Consider the following 21,623-nt stretch of genomic DNA (forward strand, 5'->3'; position numbering starts at 1 on the left):
ACGGATATGGATTACTTTCCAATATTCTGTCAGCTTAAAGGTAAGCCTTGTTTATTAGTGGGAGGCGGTGAGATTGCTGAACGTAAAGCGAGATTGCTGATGGAGGCGGGCGCCATTATTTCTGTTGTCGCACCTTCATTTACAGGGCAATTTATGCAGTGGCATACGGAGCAAAAATTAAACTGCATCACAGGAATATTTAATGAGGCTCATTTGTCTGGTAAATGGCTTGTTATTGCGGCAACAGATAGCGAGCAAGTGAATCAACAGGTTTTTCAATCTGCGACAGAAAAACAGATATTTTGTAATGTGGTTGATTCACCAGAGCAAGCCAGTTTTATTATGCCTTCTGTTATCGATCGCTCTCCTATTATGGTGGCAATTTCATCGGGCGGAAAAGCACCTGTGTTAGCTCGTATTTTGCGAGAAAAAATTGAGCAGCTACTTCCTAACTATCTTGGTGTATTAGCACAACTTGCTGGAAAGTTACGAGAGCAAATAAAACAACGTTTTTCATCAATGAGTGCCAGACGTTATTTTTGGGAGCAATTTTTCGCGGATAAATCATTACAAGCTGAAATAGAAGCGCAAAGAGATGACGGTATTGAGCGACGTATTAACGCACTGTTATCTGAAAATCAGCAACCTCAAGGCAGCGTTGTTTTAGTCGGAGCAGGGCCGGGTGATGCAGGGTTAATGACCATTAAAGGTTTGCAGCAGTGTCAGCAAGCTGACGTGGTGGTTTACGATAGACTAGTGTCTGATGAAGTAATGGCATTAGTTCGTAGAGATGCACAACGTATTTATGTTGGTAAGCAAGCAGGATTTCACTGCGTTCCTCAAGACGAAATCAATCAAATATTAATCAAAGAAGCCACGGCAGGAAAACGAGTAGTGAGATTAAAAGGGGGCGATCCTTTTATTTTTGGCCGAGGCAGTGAAGAACTAGAAGCTTTGATTGAACATCAGATCCCATTTTCTGTGATCCCCGGAATTACGGCTGCATCAGGTTGCACGACTTATGCGGGTATTCCTTTGACGCATCGAGATTATGCACAAAGTGTTCGCTTTATTACGGGGCATGGGAAAGGATTAAATGAAGCACAGTGGCAATGTATCGCACAAAAAAATCAGACCTTAGTGTTTTATATGGGATTAAGTAAAGTCCATTATATTCAGCAAATGCTACTTAGCCAAAACATGTGCGCGACTATGCCTGTCGCTATTATCGAAAAGGGGACGTTAACAACACAAAAAGTGATTGTTGGTCAATTACGTCAACTGGCAGAGATGGCAGAAACAATGGAAAGCCCAGCACTGATTATCGTGGGAGAGGTCGTCTCATTGAATGAGAAGCTACAATGGTTTCAATCAAAGTCGGCTCAATAGCTGAAAAAAATTGAAGTTATAATTTTAAAATTAAAAACCTCTTTAATATTCGAGATGTGTATTAAAGAGGTTTTTTATCTAACTCATAGAAATATAAATGAAATTTTTTTATTTTTATTTCTATTAAACATTTAGATTAAATTTTAAAAATAAACAATAAAAGTGAATATTTAATAATCTATAAATATGTTTAGATTAGAATTGTTATTCAGCCTAAAGATGAATTTATTGTTATTTGTAATTAATTTCAAAGAGAAACTCTTTACAAATAAAGCATCATAAAGTTCTGCAAGTCAGTTAAAAGCCATCCTAATTATATTAATTTTGTGAGCTAAGTAGGTTTTCTATCTATAAAACTTGCATGATGTTAATTTAATGTTTATTTGTTGTTTTGCCTCTCTTGATATGTATTTTTTATTTTCTCAAGATAGAACGCTAGAGGGCTCAATAAAGTTAAGTGATAAGAATACCGCATTAATTGACAAAATTTACGATAAGTGTAAAAAAGAAGTGTGTTGTTATCATTTTTATCTCGTTAATATCAGCAAATATCTAAGAGCCATAAATATTACAATCAAAATTTAACAACGATAGCTATCGTTAATTGAGCGACCCCGCTATAAATTATTGTTTATTAGGAGAGGTACCCATGAAAAATAAAGTTACGTTAAAAACAGTGTTTCCGCTCAGTATTATGTCACTTGTCTTAACCTCCTTTTTTTCTCATGCCGTCACTCTTCCTGAAGGCACTATTCTGGCAAAACAACAGAATATTGTGATTAATAACGGAACTGAAGTTTCATCACTTGATCCACATAAAGTAGAAGGTGCACCAGAAACTAATATTATTTTAAATTTATTAGAAGGGCTGACTTATGTTGGGCCGAATGGTGAAAGTATGCCGGGCGTTGCACAACGCTGGGAAACTGATGATAACAAAGTGTGGACATTCTATTTGCGAGAAGATGCAAAATGGAGTGATGGTTCTCCAGTTACAGCAGAAGATTTTGTTTATAGCTGGCGTCGAGTGGTAGATCCTAAAACAGGTTCACCTTATGCCAGCTATCTCGAATATGCTTATGTTGAAAATATTGCAGATATTCTTAGTGGCAAAAAATCCCCTGAAACATTAGGTGTGAAAGCAATAGACCCTCACACTTTACAAGTTAATTTAACCAAGCCAATTCCTTATTTAATCGATATGGTCAGCCATACGCCATTAAAGCCCGTTAAAAAAGAAATTGTTGAAAAATATGGTGTGAATTGGACTCGCCCTGAAAACTTTGTTGGTAATGGTGCTTATGTTATTGAAAATTGGGTTGTGAATGAAAAGGTGACTTTAAAGCGTAATCCACTTTATTGGGATAATAAAAATACCATTATTGAACAAGCCATATTTTTACCAATAAGCTCGGAAACTAGTGATGTTAACCGCTATCGCAGTGGTGAAATCGATATCACTAATAGCGCTATTCCTCCTGTTCTTTATAGAAAAATGAAGCAAGAACAACCAGAGAATTTACATGTCACACCGTATTTATGTACTTTCTATTATGAATTAAATAATCAAAAAGCGCCTTTTGATGATCCGCGAGTTCGAGAAGCGGTAAAGCTTACTCTTGATAGAGAAGTGATTGCCGAAAAAATAATGGGGCAAGGACAAATACCTGCTTACTCTTTTACACCTTCTTTTATTGGTAACGGTAATTTTAAAGCTCCTAAATGGGCTTATTGGACGCAACAACAACGTAATGAAAGGGCGCGTGAATTATTAAAAGAAGCGGGATTTAATAGTCAAAATCCGTTGACTTTCACATTGCTCTACAATACTTCAGATCAAAATAAACAGCAGGCAATAGCGGCCGCATCAATGTGGAAAAAAAGTATTGGTGCAAATGTAACGTTGCAAAATCAAGAATGGAAAACGGCATTAGAAAACCGTAATCAAGGAAATTACCAAGTTGCAAGAGCAACATGGTGCGCAGATTACAATGAACCTACCTCATTTTTAAACTCGTTTCTTTCCACCAGCAGTCTAAATACCGTTTTTTATGAAAATAAAGATTACGACGATGCATTAAATAATGCCTCAATTGCTGTTGATAAAGGGGCACGTCATCAACTCTATCAACGGGCTGAAGCCTTGCTAGACAAGGATTCGGCGATAGTGCCTGTTTATTATCGTGTCAGTGTTAGATTAGTTAGTCCAAAAGTAGGAGGATTTACAGGTAAAGACCCCTTTGATTATACGGACTTAAAGCGCTATTTTATAAAGGCAGATAACTAAAACTGGTAAATTATCGATATTCTATAGTTATGTGCGATTTTGAATCATTAAAAGTGATTTAAAAAGTAGTAACACAATAAAAATCTACACAAAAAAGCTACCGGCATAAAAAATTATAATGCTATCAGGCAATTAAGCACTGATAGTAAATAAGCAAGATTGATTTATTTTTTGTAAAAACAATAAGTTGTGTAAACCGTTCTAAAACACAACTGAACATCACAGAATGGTTGTCTAACAACCAACTCACTAACTGGGAGTATTTTATAAGATGAGTAATTTAACTAAAAAGAGTGCGTTGGCGATTGCTATAAGCGCAATCTTTGGATTATCAGCATTAACGGCTAATGCTGTTGTTGTTCCAGACGGGGTAAAACTAGCTGAAAAACAAGTGCTTGTACGTAATAACGGCTCTGAGCCACAATCGCTTGATCCTCATAAAATCGAAGGTGTTCCTGAATCTGCATTAGCGCGTGATCTTTTCGAAGGCGTAACGATTGTTGGTCCAGATGGTGAAATTTTACCGGGCTCTGCAACTAGCTGGGAAAATAAAGACTTTACTGTTTGGACATTCAAAATTCGTGAAGGTGCTAAATGGTCAAATGGTGAACCTGTTACAGCACAAGATTTCGTCTATAGCTGGCAACGTTTAGCTGATCCTAATACGGCATCTCCTTATGAAAGCTATCTGCAATATGCGCATATCGTAAATATCGACGATATTATTGCGGGTAAGAAAAAAGCCACAGAATTAGGTGTTAAGGCATTAGATAACAACACATTAGAAGTCACTTTATCTGAAGCGGTGCCTTATTTACCAAAATTATTAGCTCACTCCTCCATGTCGCCAGTAAACCAAAGAGTCATTGAAAAATTTGGGGAAAAATGGACGCAACCTGCTAACTTCGTCGGCAATGGTGCTTATGATTTAAAAGACTGGACAGTCAACGAACGTATTGTTTTAGAGCGTAGCCCAACTTATTGGGATAACAAAAGTACCGTTATTGACCAAGTCACTTTTTTACCTATTTCATCAGAAGTCACTGACGTAAACCGCTATCGTGCGGGTGAAATTGACATGACATACAGCAATTTACCGATCGAATTTTTCCAAAAGCTGAAAAAAGAGATCCCAGATGAATTGCGTATAAGCCCATATTTATGTACTTATTATTATGAAATTAATAATGAGAAAGCGCCGTTTAATGATCCGCGTGTTCGTGAAGCACTTAAGCTTTCAATGGATAGAGATATCATCACTTATAAAGTGAAAAACCAAGGTGATATTCCAGCTTACGGCTTTACCCCTCCATTCACAGACGGCATTAAAGAGAGTAAACCAGAGTGGTTTGCGACTTGGACTCAAGAACAACGTAATGAAAAAGCACGCCAATTATTAGAAGAAGCAGGCTATAACAAAGCAAATCCACTGAAATTTAAGCTTCTGTACAATACATCTGACTTACATAAAAAAGTCGCGATCGCCGCTTCTTCAATTTGGAAGAAAAACTTAGGTGCAGAAGTGTCTCTTGAGAACCAAGAGTGGAAGACATTCTTAGATACACGTCACCAAGGAACTTATGATGTTGCACGTGCTGGCTGGTGTGCGGATTATAACGAACCTTCATCATTCTTGAACATGATGTTGTCTTACAGCAGTAACAACACCGTTCACTATAAAAACACAGAATTTGACGCATTGATCAAAGAGTCTTTACGTGTGAAATCTGATGACGAACGTGCCACTATTTATCAAAAAGCGGAAGGCGTATTAGATAAAGATTCGGCCATTGTTCCACTTTACTACTATGTAAACACCCGTTTAGTTAAACCTTATGTGGGTGGTTATTCAGGTAAAGATCCATTAGATAATTTACATACTAAAGACTTGTACATTATTGCTAAGTAATCGGGCGAGACCTTGTCTTTTTTAAGGCAAGGTCTTTTTATCGTCACGCCTGAATAGGTTTGTGTTATAGGAACGGGCAATGCTCAAATTTATTTTTCGTCGCTTTTTAGAAGCGATACCGACTCTATTTATTCTAATAACGATTTCGTTTTTTATGATGCGCTTAGCACCCGGCAGCCCTTTTACAGGGGAAAGGAAACTTCCACCGGAGGTTATGGCAAACATTGAAGCGAAATATCACTTAAACGATCCCATTTATAAACAATACTTCGATTATTTAATTCAATTGTCGAAAGGGGATTTAGGGCCTTCTTTTAAATATAAAGACTACAGTGTAAACACCTTAGTCGGTAAAGCATTCCCTGTTTCAGCTAAATTAGGGCTGTCGGCATTTATTTTTGCTGTCATTTTAGGTGTGGGGGCAGGCGTGATAGCCGCACTGAATCAAAACACCAAATGGGATTATACCGTCATGACTTTTGCCATGACGGGGGTTGTAATACCGAGTTTCGTTGTCGCACCACTACTGGTTCTTATTTTCGCTATTTCGTTGAGGTGGCTACCGGCTGGTGGCTGGAATGGCGGTGCGGTGCAATATATGTTGCTACCGATGATTGCACTGTCGCTTTCTTATATCGCCAGTATCTCGCGTATTACCCGTAGTTCAATGATTGAAGTGTTACATTCGAACTTTATCAGAACGGCAAAAGCGAAAGGCTTGCCGATGAAAAGAATTGTACTACGTCATGCTTTAAAACCTGCGTTGCTACCTGTTATCTCTTATATGGGGCCTGCATTCGTCGGTATTATTACGGGCTCAATGGTTATTGAAACCATCTTTGGATTGCCGGGTATTGGACAATTATTCGTTAATGGTGCTTTAAACCGTGATTACTCATTGGTATTAAGCTTAACCATTATCGTAGGTGCATTAACGATTTTCTTTAATGCGATTGTCGATATTTTATATGCCGTTATTGATCCGAAAATTCGTTATTAATAGACACTGGAGCGCGTTATGTTATCACTGAAGGAAAACAGCGAAGCTCTGGGGAATTTCTCGGAGCAGCTAGATATTGAAGGTCGTAGTTTATGGCAAGACGCTCGTCGTCGTTTTATGCACAATAAAGCGGCTATCACGAGCCTTATATTACTTTTCTTTATTTTATTATTTGTTATTTTTGCCCCAATGTTATCGCCCTTTGTTTACGACGATACTGATTGGGAAATGATGTCAATGGCACCTGATTTTGCCTCTTCTCACTATTTTGGTACAGACTCATCTGGGCGTGACTTATTAGTCCGTGTTGCGATTGGTGGGCGTATTTCATTAATGGTCGGTATCGCCGCCGCCTTTGTTGCTGTTATTGTGGGTACGCTGTATGGCGCAATGGCAGGTTATATTGGTGGACGCGTTGACTCCGTGATGATGCGTTTACTGGAAATCTTAAACTCATTCCCATTTATGTTCTTTGTTATCTTATTGGTGACATTTTTTGGTCAAAATATCTTACTGATTTTCGTTGCGATTGGGATGGTATCTTGGCTGGATATGGCACGTATTGTAAGAGGACAAACCTTAAGTCTAAAACGTAAAGAGTTTATTGAAGCCGCATTAGTCTGTGGTGTGTCATCACGCAATATTGTGTTAAGGCATATTGTACCTAACGTATTAGGTGTGGTGGTGGTTTATGCCTCTCTATTAGTGCCTAGTATGATTTTATTTGAATCCTTCTTAAGCTTCTTAGGTTTAGGAACACAAGAGCCACTAAGTAGTTGGGGCGCACTATTAAGTGATGGTGCAAACTCAATGGAAGTTTCTCCTTGGCTGTTACTTTTCCCGGCTTCGTTCTTAGTTGTCACACTGTTTTGCTTTAACTTTATCGGTGACGGCTTACGTGACGCATTAGACCCGAAAGATCGTTAAGGAGAACAAAATGACAAATTCAACAAGTAAGTCGTTATTAAGTGTTAAAGATCTCTGTGTGACTTTTGGTACACCGGATGGAGATGTTACTGCCGTTAATAAACTCAATTTTGAATTAGCTGCAGGTGAAACCTTAGGGATCGTCGGTGAATCGGGTTCAGGTAAATCGCAAACAGCTTTCGCATTGATGGGATTATTAGCGAAAAATGGTCGCACAGCGGGTAGTGCTAATTTTAATGGCCGTGAGATCTTAAATCTTCGTCAGAGCGAATTAAATAAAATGCGCGCTGAAGAAATATCCATGATATTCCAAGATCCAATGACTTCATTAAATCCCTATATGAAAGTCGGTGCACAGCTTATTGAAGTCTTAATGCTACATAAAGGCATGAGTAAAAATGATGCTTATGCAGAATCTGTGCGTATGTTAGATGCCGTAAAAATGCCTGAAGCTCATAAACGTATGAGCATGTATCCTCATGAGTTTTCAGGTGGTATGCGTCAACGTGTCATGATCGCGATGGCATTACTTTGTAAGCCAAAACTTTTAATTGCAGATGAACCCACAACGGCACTCGATGTGACGGTTCAAGCACAAATCATGACCTTACTCAATGAGCTTAAGAATGATTTAAACACCGCGATTATTATGATCACCCATGACTTGGGCGTGGTTGCAGGGATTTGCGATAAAGTATTGGTGATGTATGCAGGGCGTACTATGGAGTACGGTAAAGCGCGTGATATCTTCTATCAACCTTCACATCCGTACTCTATCGGCTTATTACAGGCGGTTCCGCGTTTAGACGGTGAAGATGAGCGACTCGCTACCATTCCCGGTAATCCTCCTAACTTATTGCGTTTACCAAAAGGCTGCCCATTCCAACCTCGTTGCCAGTATGCAACAGAGCAATGCTTAACGAGTGAACCTCAATTAGAGCAATTTGCACAAGGGCGATTACGTGCCTGTTTTAAAGCAGTGGAGGAATTGGTATGACTCAAGCCACATTACAAGATAGAAAAGTTATTCTTGAAGTGAATGACTTAAAAGTTTATTTCGATGTTCAAGATAATAAACAGTGGTTTTGGCAACCTAAAAAAAGCCTCAAAGCCGTTGATGGTGTCACACTGCGTTTATATGAAGGTGAAACACTCGGCGTTGTTGGTGAATCTGGTTGTGGTAAATCGACATTTGCTCGAGCCATTATTGGATTAGTCAAAGCCTCTGGTGGAACTGTCTCATGGTTAGGTAATGATTTACTGGGAATGGGGAATAAGCAATGGCGAGATATTCGCCAAGATATCCAGATGATATTCCAAGATCCACTGGCTTCCTTAAACCCAAGAATGACGATTGGCGATATTATTGCCGAACCGCTTAAAACTTATCATCCTAAAATGAAACAGGCTGAAGTTGTTGAAAAAGTGAAAGCAATGATGATGCGAGTCGGATTATTGCCAAACTTAATCAACCGTTACCCACACGAATTCTCAGGTGGACAATGCCAACGTATCGGTATTGCTCGCGCGTTAATTCTAGAGCCTAAATTAGTGATTTGTGATGAACCTGTTTCAGCATTAGACGTATCAATTCAGGCTCAAGTGGTGAACTTGCTGAAAGATATTCAAAAAGAGATGGGATTATCTTTGATCTTTATTGCGCATGATCTGGCAGTGGTAAAACATATTTCAGATCGTGTGTTGGTGATGTATTTAGGACACGCGGTGGAATTAGGAACTTATGATGAAGTTTATCATCATCCATTACACCCTTATACCAAAGCGCTGATGTCAGCAGTGCCTATTCCTGATCCCGATAAAGAGCGTAACAAGCATATTGATTTATTAGAGGGGGAATTACCTTCTCCGATTAATCCACCATCAGGCTGTATATTCCGTACACGTTGTCCGATGGCTGATGAAGAATGTGCAAAAACACGCCCTTTATTAGAAGGAAGCTTCCGCCACGCAGTCTCTTGCTTAAAAGTGGATCCGCTTTAATGTAATCAAATAGTATTGATAAGAGAAGAAGCCCGTTTAAATAAATTCAAGCGGGCTTCTTATTTTTAAGATTTAGAATATTGGGCATTTATTGTTATTTTTTCTTTAACGGGTTTTTGATGATATCTGGCATTTCTGGTAAATCTAATTCACCTTTTTCCATATAGATATCTGAGCCACTTAGCCAATCCGCATATTTTCTTAACTTATCCATTTTTTCTGGGCTTCGGCCTATTTCACAATAACCAATAGGTAAATCATAAGTGACTACACGACGAAGAAATAGTGAATTTCTTGGTAATGTACCATGGTCTGTTGGGCGTTGGTTATATTCACGAATACGTTTCCTCATCTCTTCTACGGTTTCATATTTTGTGGTTGCATTTTGATCTTGAGGATCTAATAGTGGATTATTCTTGAGTACTTTTCTCTCTTCTGGGGTGAGTTCAACCCAAATACGATGTTGATAAGAATAGAGATCTTTATAGAAGTAATATTCGGCATCTTTTGGGGTGTAGATATCTAATTCATCATCATAAAGAATTTGTCCATAACCTTGACCTAAAGGTATCTCTTTTTTCTGTTTATCAGCATCTATATTAATTTCAGAGGCTGATTTCTCCTCTTTTTTTTCTATTACGGCAAAATCTTCATCAAAGGTTGCCAATTCTGCTGCTGTAATAGGGTGAGGTACTTCTGGAGCATTAATATTTAGTGAAATATTAGCTGAAGGCTCAGGCCATGCGAAGCCTTCTAATGTTTTGGTATTGCTGTCCCAAAAAATATTACCATCACTGAATCGTCTATTTGCATCAGTAAATATAGTTTTTGGATTAGGTTTTCCACCACAAGGCGTATTACGTGCTAACATTCTGATATAGGGTGGATGCTCAAGGGCAAATAATGGATGATGCTGTATTTGTCCTCTTTCTTTAGTATTAGGAAGTGGGCACCAACCAATACTTTCTAATGGTGAGGAACCCATTACACGATCGTGCGGATTACAATAAATATAGAACCGCCCGTGATTATCTCTTTCTTTAATAAACTCACCTTTAGTAAATTTCTCCTTATTTATTTCGATATTTTCTTTATTTTCTTTATTCTTGTTATCTCTAATATCAAGCTTATTTCCTTTATATATTATTACATCAGGAGTCCAACTTTTTTTATCTTCGCTTTCCCCAACAACTAGACTTGAATATCCACAAGGCGATCCCTTTAATCGATTTTTATTCTTTGCGATTTTATCAATAATTTCTTTTAGGGTAGCTTCCCGATGTGCATTATTAATGTTTTCATTGTAAACATAAGAGTAGCTATTTAATAAAAGGCTATCTTCGGTAGCATAGGGAGAATTTAAAACAAAGAGGCTATCAGGGGCTTCAATCGCTGCGGCGGCTAATGCTATCATCGTGCCTTGGCTGTGTGAAATAACAGTAACAGTATCATAAGGGTTGTTTTCACGTATTTTCTTGACTAAATTGGCTAACCGTTTTACAGCATGAGCATAATAGTGACGAGGAGGAGACTTTGTTAATAGCCGATCTGTTTCAGGGTTAAAGGCTTGTATATTAAAAGGGATAGGAGTAGGGATCACTGTCCATAGCATGGCAAGATTACTAAAACCGTGTTCGCTCCATAAACTGACTAAATTATTACATCCATTTTGAAATGGTCCTCCACCCCAGAAAAAAGGGCCTTTATGTTTAATTTTTTCATTAATAAAGAGACGTTTTTTACGATAAGGCAGAGAATGGTATTCTTGTACAATATTGTATTTTTTTATATCTTCGGGGGTCCAATATTTTTCATCTTTATGACTGTATTCAGGATTAAGTATTTCATTAACTAAGCGGTGATAGCTTTCTCCTTCTTTATTTTTTAGTGGAATACAGTATTGCCCTAAATCATCATCGGTTGCGCGATATCCCCAATAGAAACGGATCACGGGGGAATTACCTAATTCAGTTAATGTTCGAATAGGCTCTTCATAAATATAATGACTATTATCATAATTTTTTTCATCTAAGATAAATTTAGGTTTGTAATATTTATTTTCTTTTAATCTATAAGATGTATTAGTTAAATTTAACCGTTCATTAAGACCTGCACAAAGTTGAATTTCTGCATCTTCATACCATTCCCCTTCAGAATTAACGCCATGAACAAAAATAATAATCCCAGGTAAATGAGGTTTTACATGGATTTCGCCACCAATATTGGTAGCATGAGTGATAGAACGCCATTCTTGACTGCCATCAAGGCACTCTTTAGGTTTTAGCCAACGAGTTGGATTATTGTTGCTCATCATTTTTCCGCCTGTGAAATAGGGTAAATAGAAGGGGCACTGCAATCAAAGCGGGTTTGTCCTGAGGGCGTTTTAAGTGCTGAAGAGGGAGATTCTTTATCCCCGACACTACTATGAACATAATTAGAATCTGTGGGATCAAAATAAAATTTTCGCCACCAAGGATCATCAAGTTCGTCATTTTTTAAACGAGAAAATGGAGATTCTCCTAAATAGAAGCTTTTATCAGTTACGATAATATCGAATTTAGCAGATCTAGATCCAGGATAATCAGTATTGCCACCAAATCCACCATTTGTGGGTCTAAAGTTCTTTCCACCATCAAGAGTGACAAGAATAACGTTAACGCAACCTGTTTTTGTTCCTGCGCAGCGGCTGGTCATACGGCTTAATACTCCCGGAAAAGCAAAAGCATCGTCGCGTTCGGTCGCCCAGATTAGGCGACCTTGATAACGGCAAGCCGAAGAGCGAATAATTTCCTGATGTATTCCTTTTTGAGTATTGTTGTAATAAGTCGAGCCACTGCGCCTTTCATTATATTTCTCTAAGGTAAAAAAGCGGTGGTCATCAATACGGTAAATCACAGTGGGAGGGCCATAACTTTTAATTTCTTCGGCCATTAAACGCTGTTGCTCAGCGCTATCCTGTTCCGCTTTAATCGCGGCCTTTTCTTTTAAGGATAGACAGCCAGTTAATAACGAGGCACTTAAAATAAACAGTAAGGGAAATTTCAGTTGATGTAATAACATGGGTTATCCTTTTCGTGATGCCGATTTAATAATATTGCTGTCCTTGTCTGTTTTAACCCTATTTCAGAAGGTGATAAAAAATATCTTACTTATTAATTTTTAAAGGTAATGAAGCTTATTTATTGTCTTTAAACTGAAATTTATATTTTTATCCGATAATTTTAGTTATAGCAAGCAAGATGCTAATTATCAATGTGCTGATTTTATTATTAAGGCGAAATTCACAAAAAATAAATTTCTATTTTAGTATTAATACGTAAATGATTTAATATTGTTAGTCTTTAGTATATTTAACTTAAATAATGAAAACAGTAATTAATAGTGGGTGTTTTTATTTTAAATAAAAAGTTAAAGATAGCACTAATTATTTATAACGTAATGGAATGTTATTTTAAAATTAAAAAATAAAACCGATACTATTTTATAGTGATATTATTATCAGACTAAACCTACCCCTTAGCTCTAAGGGCTTTTAATGTCGCAATATTAAGTTGATTTTTTGCATCTCGAAATAACTTTGTGGATTGTATCACTGCGTCATATTTTCAGTGTGGTAGTTTATTGTTGATCATCCATAAACATTCTGTTTATTTTTTGGGGAAATTATGAAAAAAAGTGCAATATCTATCCTAGTCAGCACTGGTGTATTACTGTCATCAATGGCAGTAGCAAGCACTACAGGTTCGGAAATCCTTGCTGTACAGTCAGGCGGTACACCCAATAAAGTGTATCAAAATAATAAACCGACACTGAAAGTAGCTACTTATAATATTGGTAAAAATGAAGTTTCAGCGGATGTCACCAATTTTGAAAAACTTAACCAAGCAATCAAAAATATCGATGCTGATGTTATTGTTGTCACTGAAGTTGATAATAAAACGGCACGTAGTAAAAATATTAACCAGCTGGAAGAATTAGCTAAAGCCAATAATATGCAGTTTGCTTTTGGCAAAGCGCTCGATTTTGATGGTGGGCAATATGGTGTTGGTATTTTATCAAAATATAAAATTGATAAATCACAGGTCGTTAATCTGCCTTCAGGTAATGCAGAACAACGTATTGTTTTATTATCGCAAATTACTAAACCGGGGTTTGATTCGCCGATTATTATTATGGGAACACACCTTGATTGGCAAAAAGATCCCACTATTCGTATTGGTCAAGTAAGACATATTTTAGATGCTGCAATTGGCGATACAGAGACAGGCTTTGATAATATTTCAACATCAATAAAAATATTGGCAGGTGATTTTAACTCTACAGCTAATGAACAACCAATCCAAGAGATTAACTATTTTTGGAACCCTGTTGAAAAACCAAATAGTGATAAACGTACATGGCCAGCAATTAATCCAGCCATCGATATTGACCATATCTTTACGTTTAAAGGACAAGTTTGGGATATCAAAAATATGACAATCCCACAAGATTCAGCAACATTTAAATGGTCGGATGCAAGTGATCATCTCCCTGTTATTGCTGAGTTAGAATTACAAGAACAGTAATGAGTAACAGTAAATAAAAACGCCCTTGATATTATTTTCAAGGGCATTATTCATCAATCAATAAAATAAGCGTTAAATCAGATTAAATCCAACTTTTAGTTCTAAAGGCTTTTAATGTAATGACGAAATAGCTCATCTCTTCTGGCGTGCCTAACGTTAAACGGCTCCAACCAAAAGCAGGCGGAAATTCACGGCCTACCATAATATTCGCTTCTTTCATTCTATTTTGATAGGTTTTTACATCACCTTTAACTTTATGAAAAATAAAGTTTGCATGAGATGGTGCATATTCAATATTGAGCTCTTTTAATACATCCACCACTATCTGGCGTGAAACATCGATCGACTTACGGCTATATTCCACATAAGGCGCATCTTTTAGCGAAGCAAGTGCGGCAACAGCACCAGCAGTATTGGTGTTATCAATAGAAACAAAAGCATCAATTTGTGCAATCACTTCGGGTACGGCAACGCCATAACCGACACGCAGTCCCGCTAAAGCATAAATTTTAGAGAATGTACGAGTAACAATCAGGTTTTTATAACCTTCTTCCACTAATGTAATTGCACTGATAAATTCAGGTGTTGAAACAAACTCAGCGTAAGCCTCATCAATAATAAAAAAAACATTCTCTTTTGCTGATTTTACCCAACTCGATAAATCTGCACTAGGAGTTAACATTGCTGTTGGATTATTCGGATTACACAAATACACCATACTAATACCATCAAACTCTTGCACTTTTTTCTGCATAGTTGCTAAATCGAAAGCGAGAGTATTATCAACAGGCACTTTAACGATTTTTACACCTAAAGGTTCTGCATAAAGTTCGGCATAGTTAAATGTCGGATCAGGAACAATAAGTTGAACTGCTTTACTTTCTTTTTGTGCTTTATTTGCCACAAATTGCACGGCTGCTTGAATTGTTTCAGATGAGCCGTTTCCCAAGGTGATGTGTTTATCTGAAAGTTTAAATTCTTTCCCTAATTCGCTAATTAATTCGCTACGCGCATCATCTGGATATCTAAATGCATTGGGTAAAGCATCGATAATCGCTTTTTTAGCGTTAGGCGACATGCCTAATGAGTTTTCATTGAAATTAAGCAGTAACGGATTTTCTGCATTAAATACCAATTTGTTTTTTAGTACTTCATTGGCATAAGCAGAACTTACAAAAGAACTTAATGATAATCCGCCAATAACAAGGCTTGATGATGTTAAAAATGACCGACGATTCATGTTATGTTTCCCAAGTAAATTATTCTATGTTTTATTAGTTCTCATAGATTACTAAAAAAAAGATAGAAGTAAATAAATATGGTAAAAAAATAATTATTTATTCATCTTGTTTTTATGGGAGCAAACAGATAGTCGAGTATTTTTGAGATAAAAATAGGATTATCCCCGTATTTTTTCAGTTTCTATTGCGCATTTTTCAGCTTCAGCAATGATCCAGTTTTTAAACTTATCCTGCTTTGAGTCAGGCATGATTTCACTTGGAGAGAGCAAGTAGTAGCTTGAGTTATCTTTAACAAAACCATGTGTGGCGATAAGCTGTTGATCTTTTAATTCATCTTGTACCATAAGAAAAGAGGCAATGGTCGTACCTAATCCAGCAAGAGTTGCCTGAATAGCAAGATAAAAATGTTCATACTGACTGGTGTGAGTATAAGTAGATTGTACGCCTGAATATTGATACCAATCTTGCCAAGCTTGAGGACGAGAGAGCGTTGTTAATTGCTTATTTGAATGATGAATATTATTAGGCTTTACGACAGCACCAATTCGCTCATCACATATTTTTGTTGCATAAATATTCTTATGCCATAAGAAATCATCTCGTCGAAATGCTAAGTCGACAACTTCTTTATTGAAATCAATAGCGCCACCAGCGGCAACTAAATGCAATGTTATTTCGGGATATAAAGCATAAAAGTGAGATAAACGAGGAATAAGCCATTTCATGGCAATAGTGGGCTCACAGGAAACCACTAACACCGGATTATTTAAAGGAGAACGCAGATGCGAGACGGTTTCTTCTAATTGTTCAAAAATTGAAGAAGTTGTTTTATATAAATATCGTCCCGCCTCATTTAAATAAACCGCGCGATTACGTCGTTCAAATAAAAGAATACCTAATTCATCTTCTAATAACCGTATTTGTCGACTTACTGCACTGTGGGTGACGTGAAGTTGTTCTGCTGCACTCACAAAACTGCCCGTTTGAGCGGCACTATTAAAAAAGCGCAATGATGTTAAAGAAGGTGTTTTCATAAAGATAAGCGATAAAGTTGAGTTGTGAAAATAGACGATGAAAAGTCACAGATATACTGCAAGATAAATTGCTTTTTATTTTTAGTCAAGATAGCAAAATAGGGTAGTTGGTGGTGAGTTAAATAGGTTTTTATTAAAAGAAGAACATATTTTATGTCACTTTTTATTACTTATTATTGATTCAAAAGTGAGAGTGAGAAGAGCAATGAGTGAACTAATTGCTGTGGCGATGATTACAATATTGGCGGTTATTAGTCCTGGGCCGGATTTTGCTATGGTGACAAAAAATAGCTACTCCTACGGTGTAAAAGTAGGGTTAATGACAGCAATAGGCATTTCAATTGGAGTACAAGTACATGTTTTTTACACTGTATTTGGTATCTCTTTTATTATTATGGAGTCACCGACGCTCTTTTTTATTATGAAATTATTAGGTGTTGGATATTTAATTTATCTTGGAGTTAAATCGTTAACGAATAAAACAAAACTGACCATTGAGAATGCGGTCAATTCAGCACCCAATATGTTTCAAGCATTACGTGTTGGCTTTTTTACTAATGCTTTAAATCCTAAAACGATGTTGTTTGTTATTGCACTTTATACGCAAGTTGCCAACTTAAGTAACCCACTTTGGATAAATCTTTCTTATGGAATGTTTATCTCTGTTGCTCATTGGGTTTGGTTTAGTTGTGTTGCGTTATTTTTCTCTACACCGCTTTTACGTGCCAAAATACTTTCTCACCAGCAAGTGGCCGATAAAATTATTGGTGTGTTATTAATTCTTTTAGGTATAGGGTTATTGTTTATTTCAGTAAAATAGAAAATTAATCGCATAAAAAAGGAGATCAAATAACGATCTCCTTTTTTTATTTTAAGTGAGGATTTAATTTGATTCAGGGAACGTTAATGTTGCCCCTGGTGCTTCACGACTAAGATGAATAAAATTTAGATGTTTTTCATATTGGTCTAAAATATCAGTAATTACCTGCTCTTTAGTGTAATCCATTAAGTCATTTCCTTGAGTACCTTCCCATAAATAAGTCTCTAAACGGTAATAATCTGATTTACCTCGACGAGCACGATAGGTAAATGCGGGCACTGAATATTTTTGTGGCCAAATTTGATAAATAAAATTTTGCTCTTGGTCAAGATCGACCACAAGCTCTAAATGATGTAAACGTTCATTATCTTCAATTGGATAATAATTGAATTCAACTTTTGCTCCACGTAATAAAAGCTCTTTAGCCACATCTTGCATTGCCGGCATACAGGTTAAATCTAACATGCGTTGTGTATAGGTCGTTCCTGGGAAATTCATAACCCGCCCTAAACGCTGTTTCCAATTCATCGTAGTATTACCATAAAGTGGTGCTGGCGCATTGGTATTTAGCGAACTAACACGCCTAAAATCTTCGACTTTTAATGATTTATAAAGTCCGGCCATAATAAAGAAAATAACAAAACTAAAGGGTAATCCCATTATTATGGTGGTGTTTTGTAAGGCAGAAATACCATCTGCCATTAACATACCTAACGTTAATAAACCAATAGCAATAGACCAGAAAATGCGAAGCCAATTTGGAGCATCGTTATTAACATGGCTTAATTGAGAGGTGAAATTACCTAATACTAATGATCCAGAGTCAGCAGAAGTGACATAAAATAATAATCCCGTAATTGTGGCAACAGAAGCCGTTAAACCAAAACCTGGATAGAGTTCTAATAATGAATAAAATCCTTTTTCGGGGGCTTCTAATACTGTTTGTGCGAGTGCTTTATTGCCATGGATCACTTCATATAAAGCGCTATTACCAAAAATGGATAACCATAACAGTGTAAAAACAAAGGGAATAATTAAGGTGCCTATGACGAATTGTCGAATTGTTCGTCCTCTTGAGATACGAGCTAAAAAGAGTCCAACAAAAGGTGACCATGCAACCCACCAAGCCCAGAAAAACAGTGTCCAGCTATTCATCCAATCGGTTGGCCTATCAAATGCAAAACTATTTAATGTCATACCTAAAAAGCGATTAGTGTAGTCACCGACATTTAATACCAGTGCATTTAATAAAAACTCAGTATCACCCGCAAATAAGATAAATAAAATCAGCCCCAATGCGAGCAGTACATTCAGTTCAGATAAAATCCTGATCCCTTTGTTAACGCCCGATGTTGCCGAAATAACGGCCATAATGACAGATAATAGAATTAATCCGCCTTGAACGCCCAATCCTTGGGGCAAATCAAAAAGAACTTTTAGACCATAATTAAGTTGTACTACGCCAATACCTAACGTTGTTGCAATACCAAAAATGGTGCCTAATACCGCGGCAATATCAACCGTATGGCCAATTGGACCATAAATACGATTTCCAAAGATAGGATAAAGTGCAGAGCGTATGGTTAATGGCAAATTGTAGCGATAGCTAAAATAGCCCAAAGCGATACCAATAAGTGCATACATAGACCAGCCCGTCAGGCCATAGTGGAATAAAGTCCACACCATCGACTGACGGGCTGCTTCTATTGTTTCACCTTCGCCGGTTGGCGGTAACATATATTGTGTAATCGGCTCTGCTACAGAGAAAAACATCAAATCAATCCCAATACCGGCTGCAAATAACATCGCAGACCAACTTAAAACACTAAATTCAGGTTTCGATTGTTCAGGCCCTAATTTGATATTTCCAAAACGAGATGTGGCAACAAAAATAACAAAAACAATGTATAACGTTGCTGCCAATAGATAGTACCAACCAAAGGTTTTTGATACCCATCCCAGTGTTGCCACAATCCATGTATTTGCTGTTTCTGTCATCAAAATAGTGAAAAAAGAAAACGCTAAAATCAGCGTTGCTGAAGCGAAAAAAACGACAGAATTTAGCTTGTCTTTCTGTGGTTTTTTTGTGCTGTTAAGAGTTGTCATCAGAAATTCCAAAAATTTATTTATCTAAAAGTTAAAAGTTGCATTCTTTGTTAACTAATTGAATTAGTTGCAAAGATTCAAATTTTCACAATGTCCTCCCATATGGAAATGTAAATTAATTGTGATAAACAATAGTTAATATTGATTGAATGTTCAATTAAAAAAACGTTTAATAAAAGCGTTCAATGTATTTTTTAGGTCTTTAAAACATGCCGAAGATAGGAATGCAGTCGATACGTAAACAGCAATTAATCCAAGCAACGTTAGCAGTGATTAATGAGGTTGGAATGCAAGAGGCGAGCATCGCATTGATAGCTCGAAAAGCTGGTGTTTCTAACGGCATTATTAGTCACTACTTTCGTGATAAAAATGGATTGTTGGAAGCTGCTATGCGCCATATCCAGTATCAATTGGGTTTTGCGGTGGCGATACGTTTAAGAATGTTAAGTGATGCAACACCTAAGCTACGTATCCAAGCCATTGTTGAGGGTAACTTTGATACAACTCAAACCAGTGAAGCCGCAATGAAGACATGGCTAGTATTTTGGGCGAGTAGTATGCATCAGCCTAATTTAAATCGTCTACAAAAGGTCAATGATAGAAGGCTTTATTCCAATTTAAGTTACGAGTTTGGGCGCGTTCTTACTAAAGATCAAGCTCGTTTGGCTGCAAAAGGTTTAGCCGCACTAATAGATGGTTTATGGCTACGAAGTGCATTAAGTAATGCACCATTTTCTCTTGAAGAAGCCAAAACTATTACTAATGAATATATCGATATGCAATTGACAAATCGGAGTCAAATAAAGACTTAAAAAACTAATAATAAAGGAGAAGTTATGCCAAACCCACCGTTACAGAAACTCTATATTCATGGTGGATATGTTGATTGTGCACAACCGGAATGTGAGCAATTTGAAGCGATTAACCCAGCTAATGGTGAAGTGATCGCATATTTACAATCTGCAAGTGAAGAAGATATCAATTGGGCGGTCGAGAGTGCGAAGCAAGGGCAAAAAATTTGGCGTGCAATGACCGCAATGGAACGATCTCGAATTTTGCGGCGCGCTGTTGATATTTTACGTGAACGTAATGATGAATTGGCTCATTTAGAAACTTTAGATACAGGCAAACCCTTATCTGAAACACGTTATGTTGATATTGTAACAGGAGCGGATGTTTTAGAGTATTACGCAGGCCTTATTCCCGCACTTGAAGGTGAGCAAATACCGCTTAGAGAAACCGCTTTTGCTTATACTCGCCGTGAACCTTTGGGGATTGTTGCTGGTATCGGTGCTTGGAACTACCCTATCCAAATAGCGTTATGGAAATCTGCACCTGCACTTGCCGCAGGTAATGCCATGATCTTTAAACCAAGTGAGATGACTTCATTAACGGCATTAAAGCTTGCCGAAATATACACTGAGGCAGGATTGCCAAAAGGTGTTTTTAACGTTGTTACAGGGAAAGCTAATGTGGGGCAATGGTTAACACAGCATCCTGATATCGCGAAGGTTTCTTTTACTGGCGGAATTGAAACGGGTAAAAAGGTGATGGCAAATGCTTCTGCTTCAAGTTTAAAAGAAGTAACCATGGAGCTTGGTGGAAAATCGCCTTTAATTATTTTTGATGATGCGGATTTAGATACTGCCGCTGATATTGCGATGATGGCGAATTTTTATAGTTCAGGGCAGGTGTGTACCAATGGTACTCGTGTTTTTGTTCCTGAAAAATTAAAACCTGCATTTGAAGCGAAAATTATAGAGCGCGTATCACGTATTAGGATCGGTTCTCCTCTTGAAATGGACACCAATTTTGGTCCATTGGTCAGTTTTCCTCATCTAGAAAAAGTCTTGAATTATATTGAGCTAGGAAAAAACCAAGGGGCGAGATTACTTTGTGGTGGTCATCGTTTATTAGAAGGCAATTTTGCTCAAGGTGCTTATGTTGCACCGACAGTTTTCACAGATTGCACCGATGATATGAATATCACGCAAGATGAAATCTTCGGCCCTGTAATGAGTATTCTTAGTTATCAAACTGAAGATGAAGTGATTTTACGCGCAAATAATAGCGTTTATGGTTTGGCCGCAGGTCTTGTCACTAAAGATCTCACAACAGCTCACCGTGTTATTCACCAAGTGGAAGCAGGGATTTGTTGGATAAATACATGGGGCGAGTCTCCAGCAGAAATGCCAGTTGGTGGCTATAAACATTCTGGGGTGGGACGTGAAAACGGGCTTGTTACACTACAGAATTATACTCAAATAAAATCTATTCAAGTTGAACTTGGGGAGTTTTCATCCGTTTTTTAATCCATTCTTTTTTTAATGACTGAAACAGAGGA

16 protein-coding genes are annotated in these 21,623 nt (G+C 37.3%); 11 read left to right on the plus strand and 5 right to left on the minus strand.

The features are described from left to right. Positions 1-6 precede the first annotated feature (6 nt). The 7 genes from cysG (at position 7) to oppF (ending at position 9,513) form a co-directional block, all read left to right on the plus strand. On the plus strand, positions 7-1,389 hold the full coding sequence (cysG, locus tag GTK47_RS11510) for a siroheme synthase CysG (protein ID WP_165123307.1): 1,383 nt from the start codon (positions 7-9) through the stop codon (positions 1,387-1,389). A 649-nt stretch (positions 1,390-2,038) separates the two neighbouring features. Beyond that, positions 2,039-3,676: an ABC transporter substrate-binding protein gene (locus tag GTK47_RS11515; RefSeq protein WP_165123309.1), complete on the plus strand. Its 1,638-nt coding sequence runs from the start codon at positions 2,039-2,041 to the stop codon at positions 3,674-3,676. 271 nt (positions 3,677-3,947) lie between these two features. Then, positions 3,948-5,585 carry an oligopeptide ABC transporter substrate-binding protein OppA gene (gene oppA / locus GTK47_RS11520; RefSeq protein ID WP_165123311.1) on the plus strand — a complete coding sequence of 546 codons (1,638 nt, stop codon included), beginning with the start codon at positions 3,948-3,950 and terminating at the stop codon, positions 5,583-5,585. A gap of 79 nt (positions 5,586-5,664) precedes the next feature. Next, complete coding sequence (gene oppB, locus GTK47_RS11525) at positions 5,665-6,585, plus strand: oligopeptide ABC transporter permease OppB (RefSeq protein WP_069368989.1); 921 nt, start codon at positions 5,665-5,667, stop codon at positions 6,583-6,585. An 18-nt stretch (positions 6,586-6,603) separates the two neighbouring features. After that, the gene (gene oppC, locus GTK47_RS11530; RefSeq protein WP_100160272.1) at positions 6,604-7,512 is read left to right on the plus strand and encodes an oligopeptide ABC transporter permease OppC; all 909 of its coding nucleotides are present in this window, start codon (positions 6,604-6,606) and stop codon (positions 7,510-7,512) included. Positions 7,513-7,522: 10 nt separating this feature from the next. After that, on the plus strand, positions 7,523-8,509 hold the full coding sequence (locus GTK47_RS11535; protein WP_075673767.1) for an ABC transporter ATP-binding protein: 987 nt from the start codon (positions 7,523-7,525) through the stop codon (positions 8,507-8,509). Then, positions 8,506-9,513, plus strand: a complete 1,008-nt coding sequence (gene oppF, locus GTK47_RS11540; protein WP_165123313.1) for a murein tripeptide/oligopeptide ABC transporter ATP binding protein OppF — start codon at positions 8,506-8,508, stop codon at positions 9,511-9,513. Before GTK47_RS11535 ends, oppF begins: the two co-directional genes overlap by 4 nt. Before the next feature lie 94 nt (positions 9,514-9,607). Here oppF and GTK47_RS11545 read toward each other — a convergent pair whose 3' ends face one another. After that, positions 9,608-11,827: a hypothetical protein gene (locus GTK47_RS11545; protein WP_165123315.1), complete on the minus strand. Its 2,220-nt coding sequence runs from the start codon at positions 11,825-11,827 to the stop codon at positions 9,608-9,610. Next, on the minus strand, positions 11,824-12,573 hold the full coding sequence (locus GTK47_RS11550; protein WP_165123317.1) for a hypothetical protein: 750 nt from the start codon (positions 12,571-12,573) through the stop codon (positions 11,824-11,826). Before GTK47_RS11550 ends, GTK47_RS11545 begins: the two co-directional genes overlap by 4 nt. A gap of 605 nt (positions 12,574-13,178) precedes the next feature. Between GTK47_RS11550 and GTK47_RS11555 the strand changes: the two genes are divergently transcribed. After that, complete coding sequence (locus GTK47_RS11555) at positions 13,179-14,078, plus strand: endonuclease/exonuclease/phosphatase family protein (RefSeq protein WP_165123319.1); 900 nt, start codon at positions 13,179-13,181, stop codon at positions 14,076-14,078. An 82-nt stretch (positions 14,079-14,160) separates the two neighbouring features. Here GTK47_RS11555 and GTK47_RS11560 read toward each other — a convergent pair whose 3' ends face one another. Continuing rightward, positions 14,161-15,318, minus strand: a complete 1,158-nt coding sequence (locus GTK47_RS11560; RefSeq protein WP_165123321.1) for a histidinol-phosphate transaminase — start codon at positions 15,316-15,318, stop codon at positions 14,161-14,163. Between the two features lie 159 nt (positions 15,319-15,477). Further along, the gene (locus GTK47_RS11565) at positions 15,478-16,353 is read right to left on the minus strand and encodes a LysR family transcriptional regulator (RefSeq protein ID WP_165123323.1); all 876 of its coding nucleotides are present in this window, start codon (positions 16,351-16,353) and stop codon (positions 15,478-15,480) included. A 205-nt stretch (positions 16,354-16,558) separates the two neighbouring features. Between GTK47_RS11565 and GTK47_RS11570 the strand changes: the two genes are divergently transcribed. Next, positions 16,559-17,173 carry a LysE family translocator gene (locus tag GTK47_RS11570; RefSeq protein ID WP_165123325.1) on the plus strand — a complete coding sequence of 205 codons (615 nt, stop codon included), beginning with the start codon at positions 16,559-16,561 and terminating at the stop codon, positions 17,171-17,173. A 63-nt stretch (positions 17,174-17,236) separates the two neighbouring features. Here the strand turns inward: GTK47_RS11570 and GTK47_RS11575 are convergent, their stop codons facing one another. Further along, positions 17,237-19,279 (minus strand): choline transporter, encoded by a 2,043-nt coding sequence (locus GTK47_RS11575; protein WP_165123327.1) that lies wholly within the window; start codon positions 19,277-19,279, stop codon positions 17,237-17,239. 209 nt (positions 19,280-19,488) lie between these two features. On the opposite strand from GTK47_RS11575, the gene betI reads away from it, so the two are divergent. Together betI and betB are read left to right on the plus strand one after the other, a co-directional pair. Further along, a complete protein-coding gene (gene betI, locus GTK47_RS11580) occupies positions 19,489-20,091 on the plus strand; it encodes a transcriptional regulator BetI (protein ID WP_165123329.1) in 603 nt (200 codons plus the stop codon). Between the two features lie 24 nt (positions 20,092-20,115). Next, positions 20,116-21,591 carry a betaine-aldehyde dehydrogenase gene (gene betB / locus GTK47_RS11585; protein WP_165123331.1) on the plus strand — a complete coding sequence of 492 codons (1,476 nt, stop codon included), beginning with the start codon at positions 20,116-20,118 and terminating at the stop codon, positions 21,589-21,591. Positions 21,592-21,623: the final 32 nt, after the last annotated feature.

Source organism: Proteus sp. ZN5 (assembly GCF_011046025.1).
GTDB lineage: Bacteria > Pseudomonadota > Gammaproteobacteria > Enterobacterales > Enterobacteriaceae > Proteus.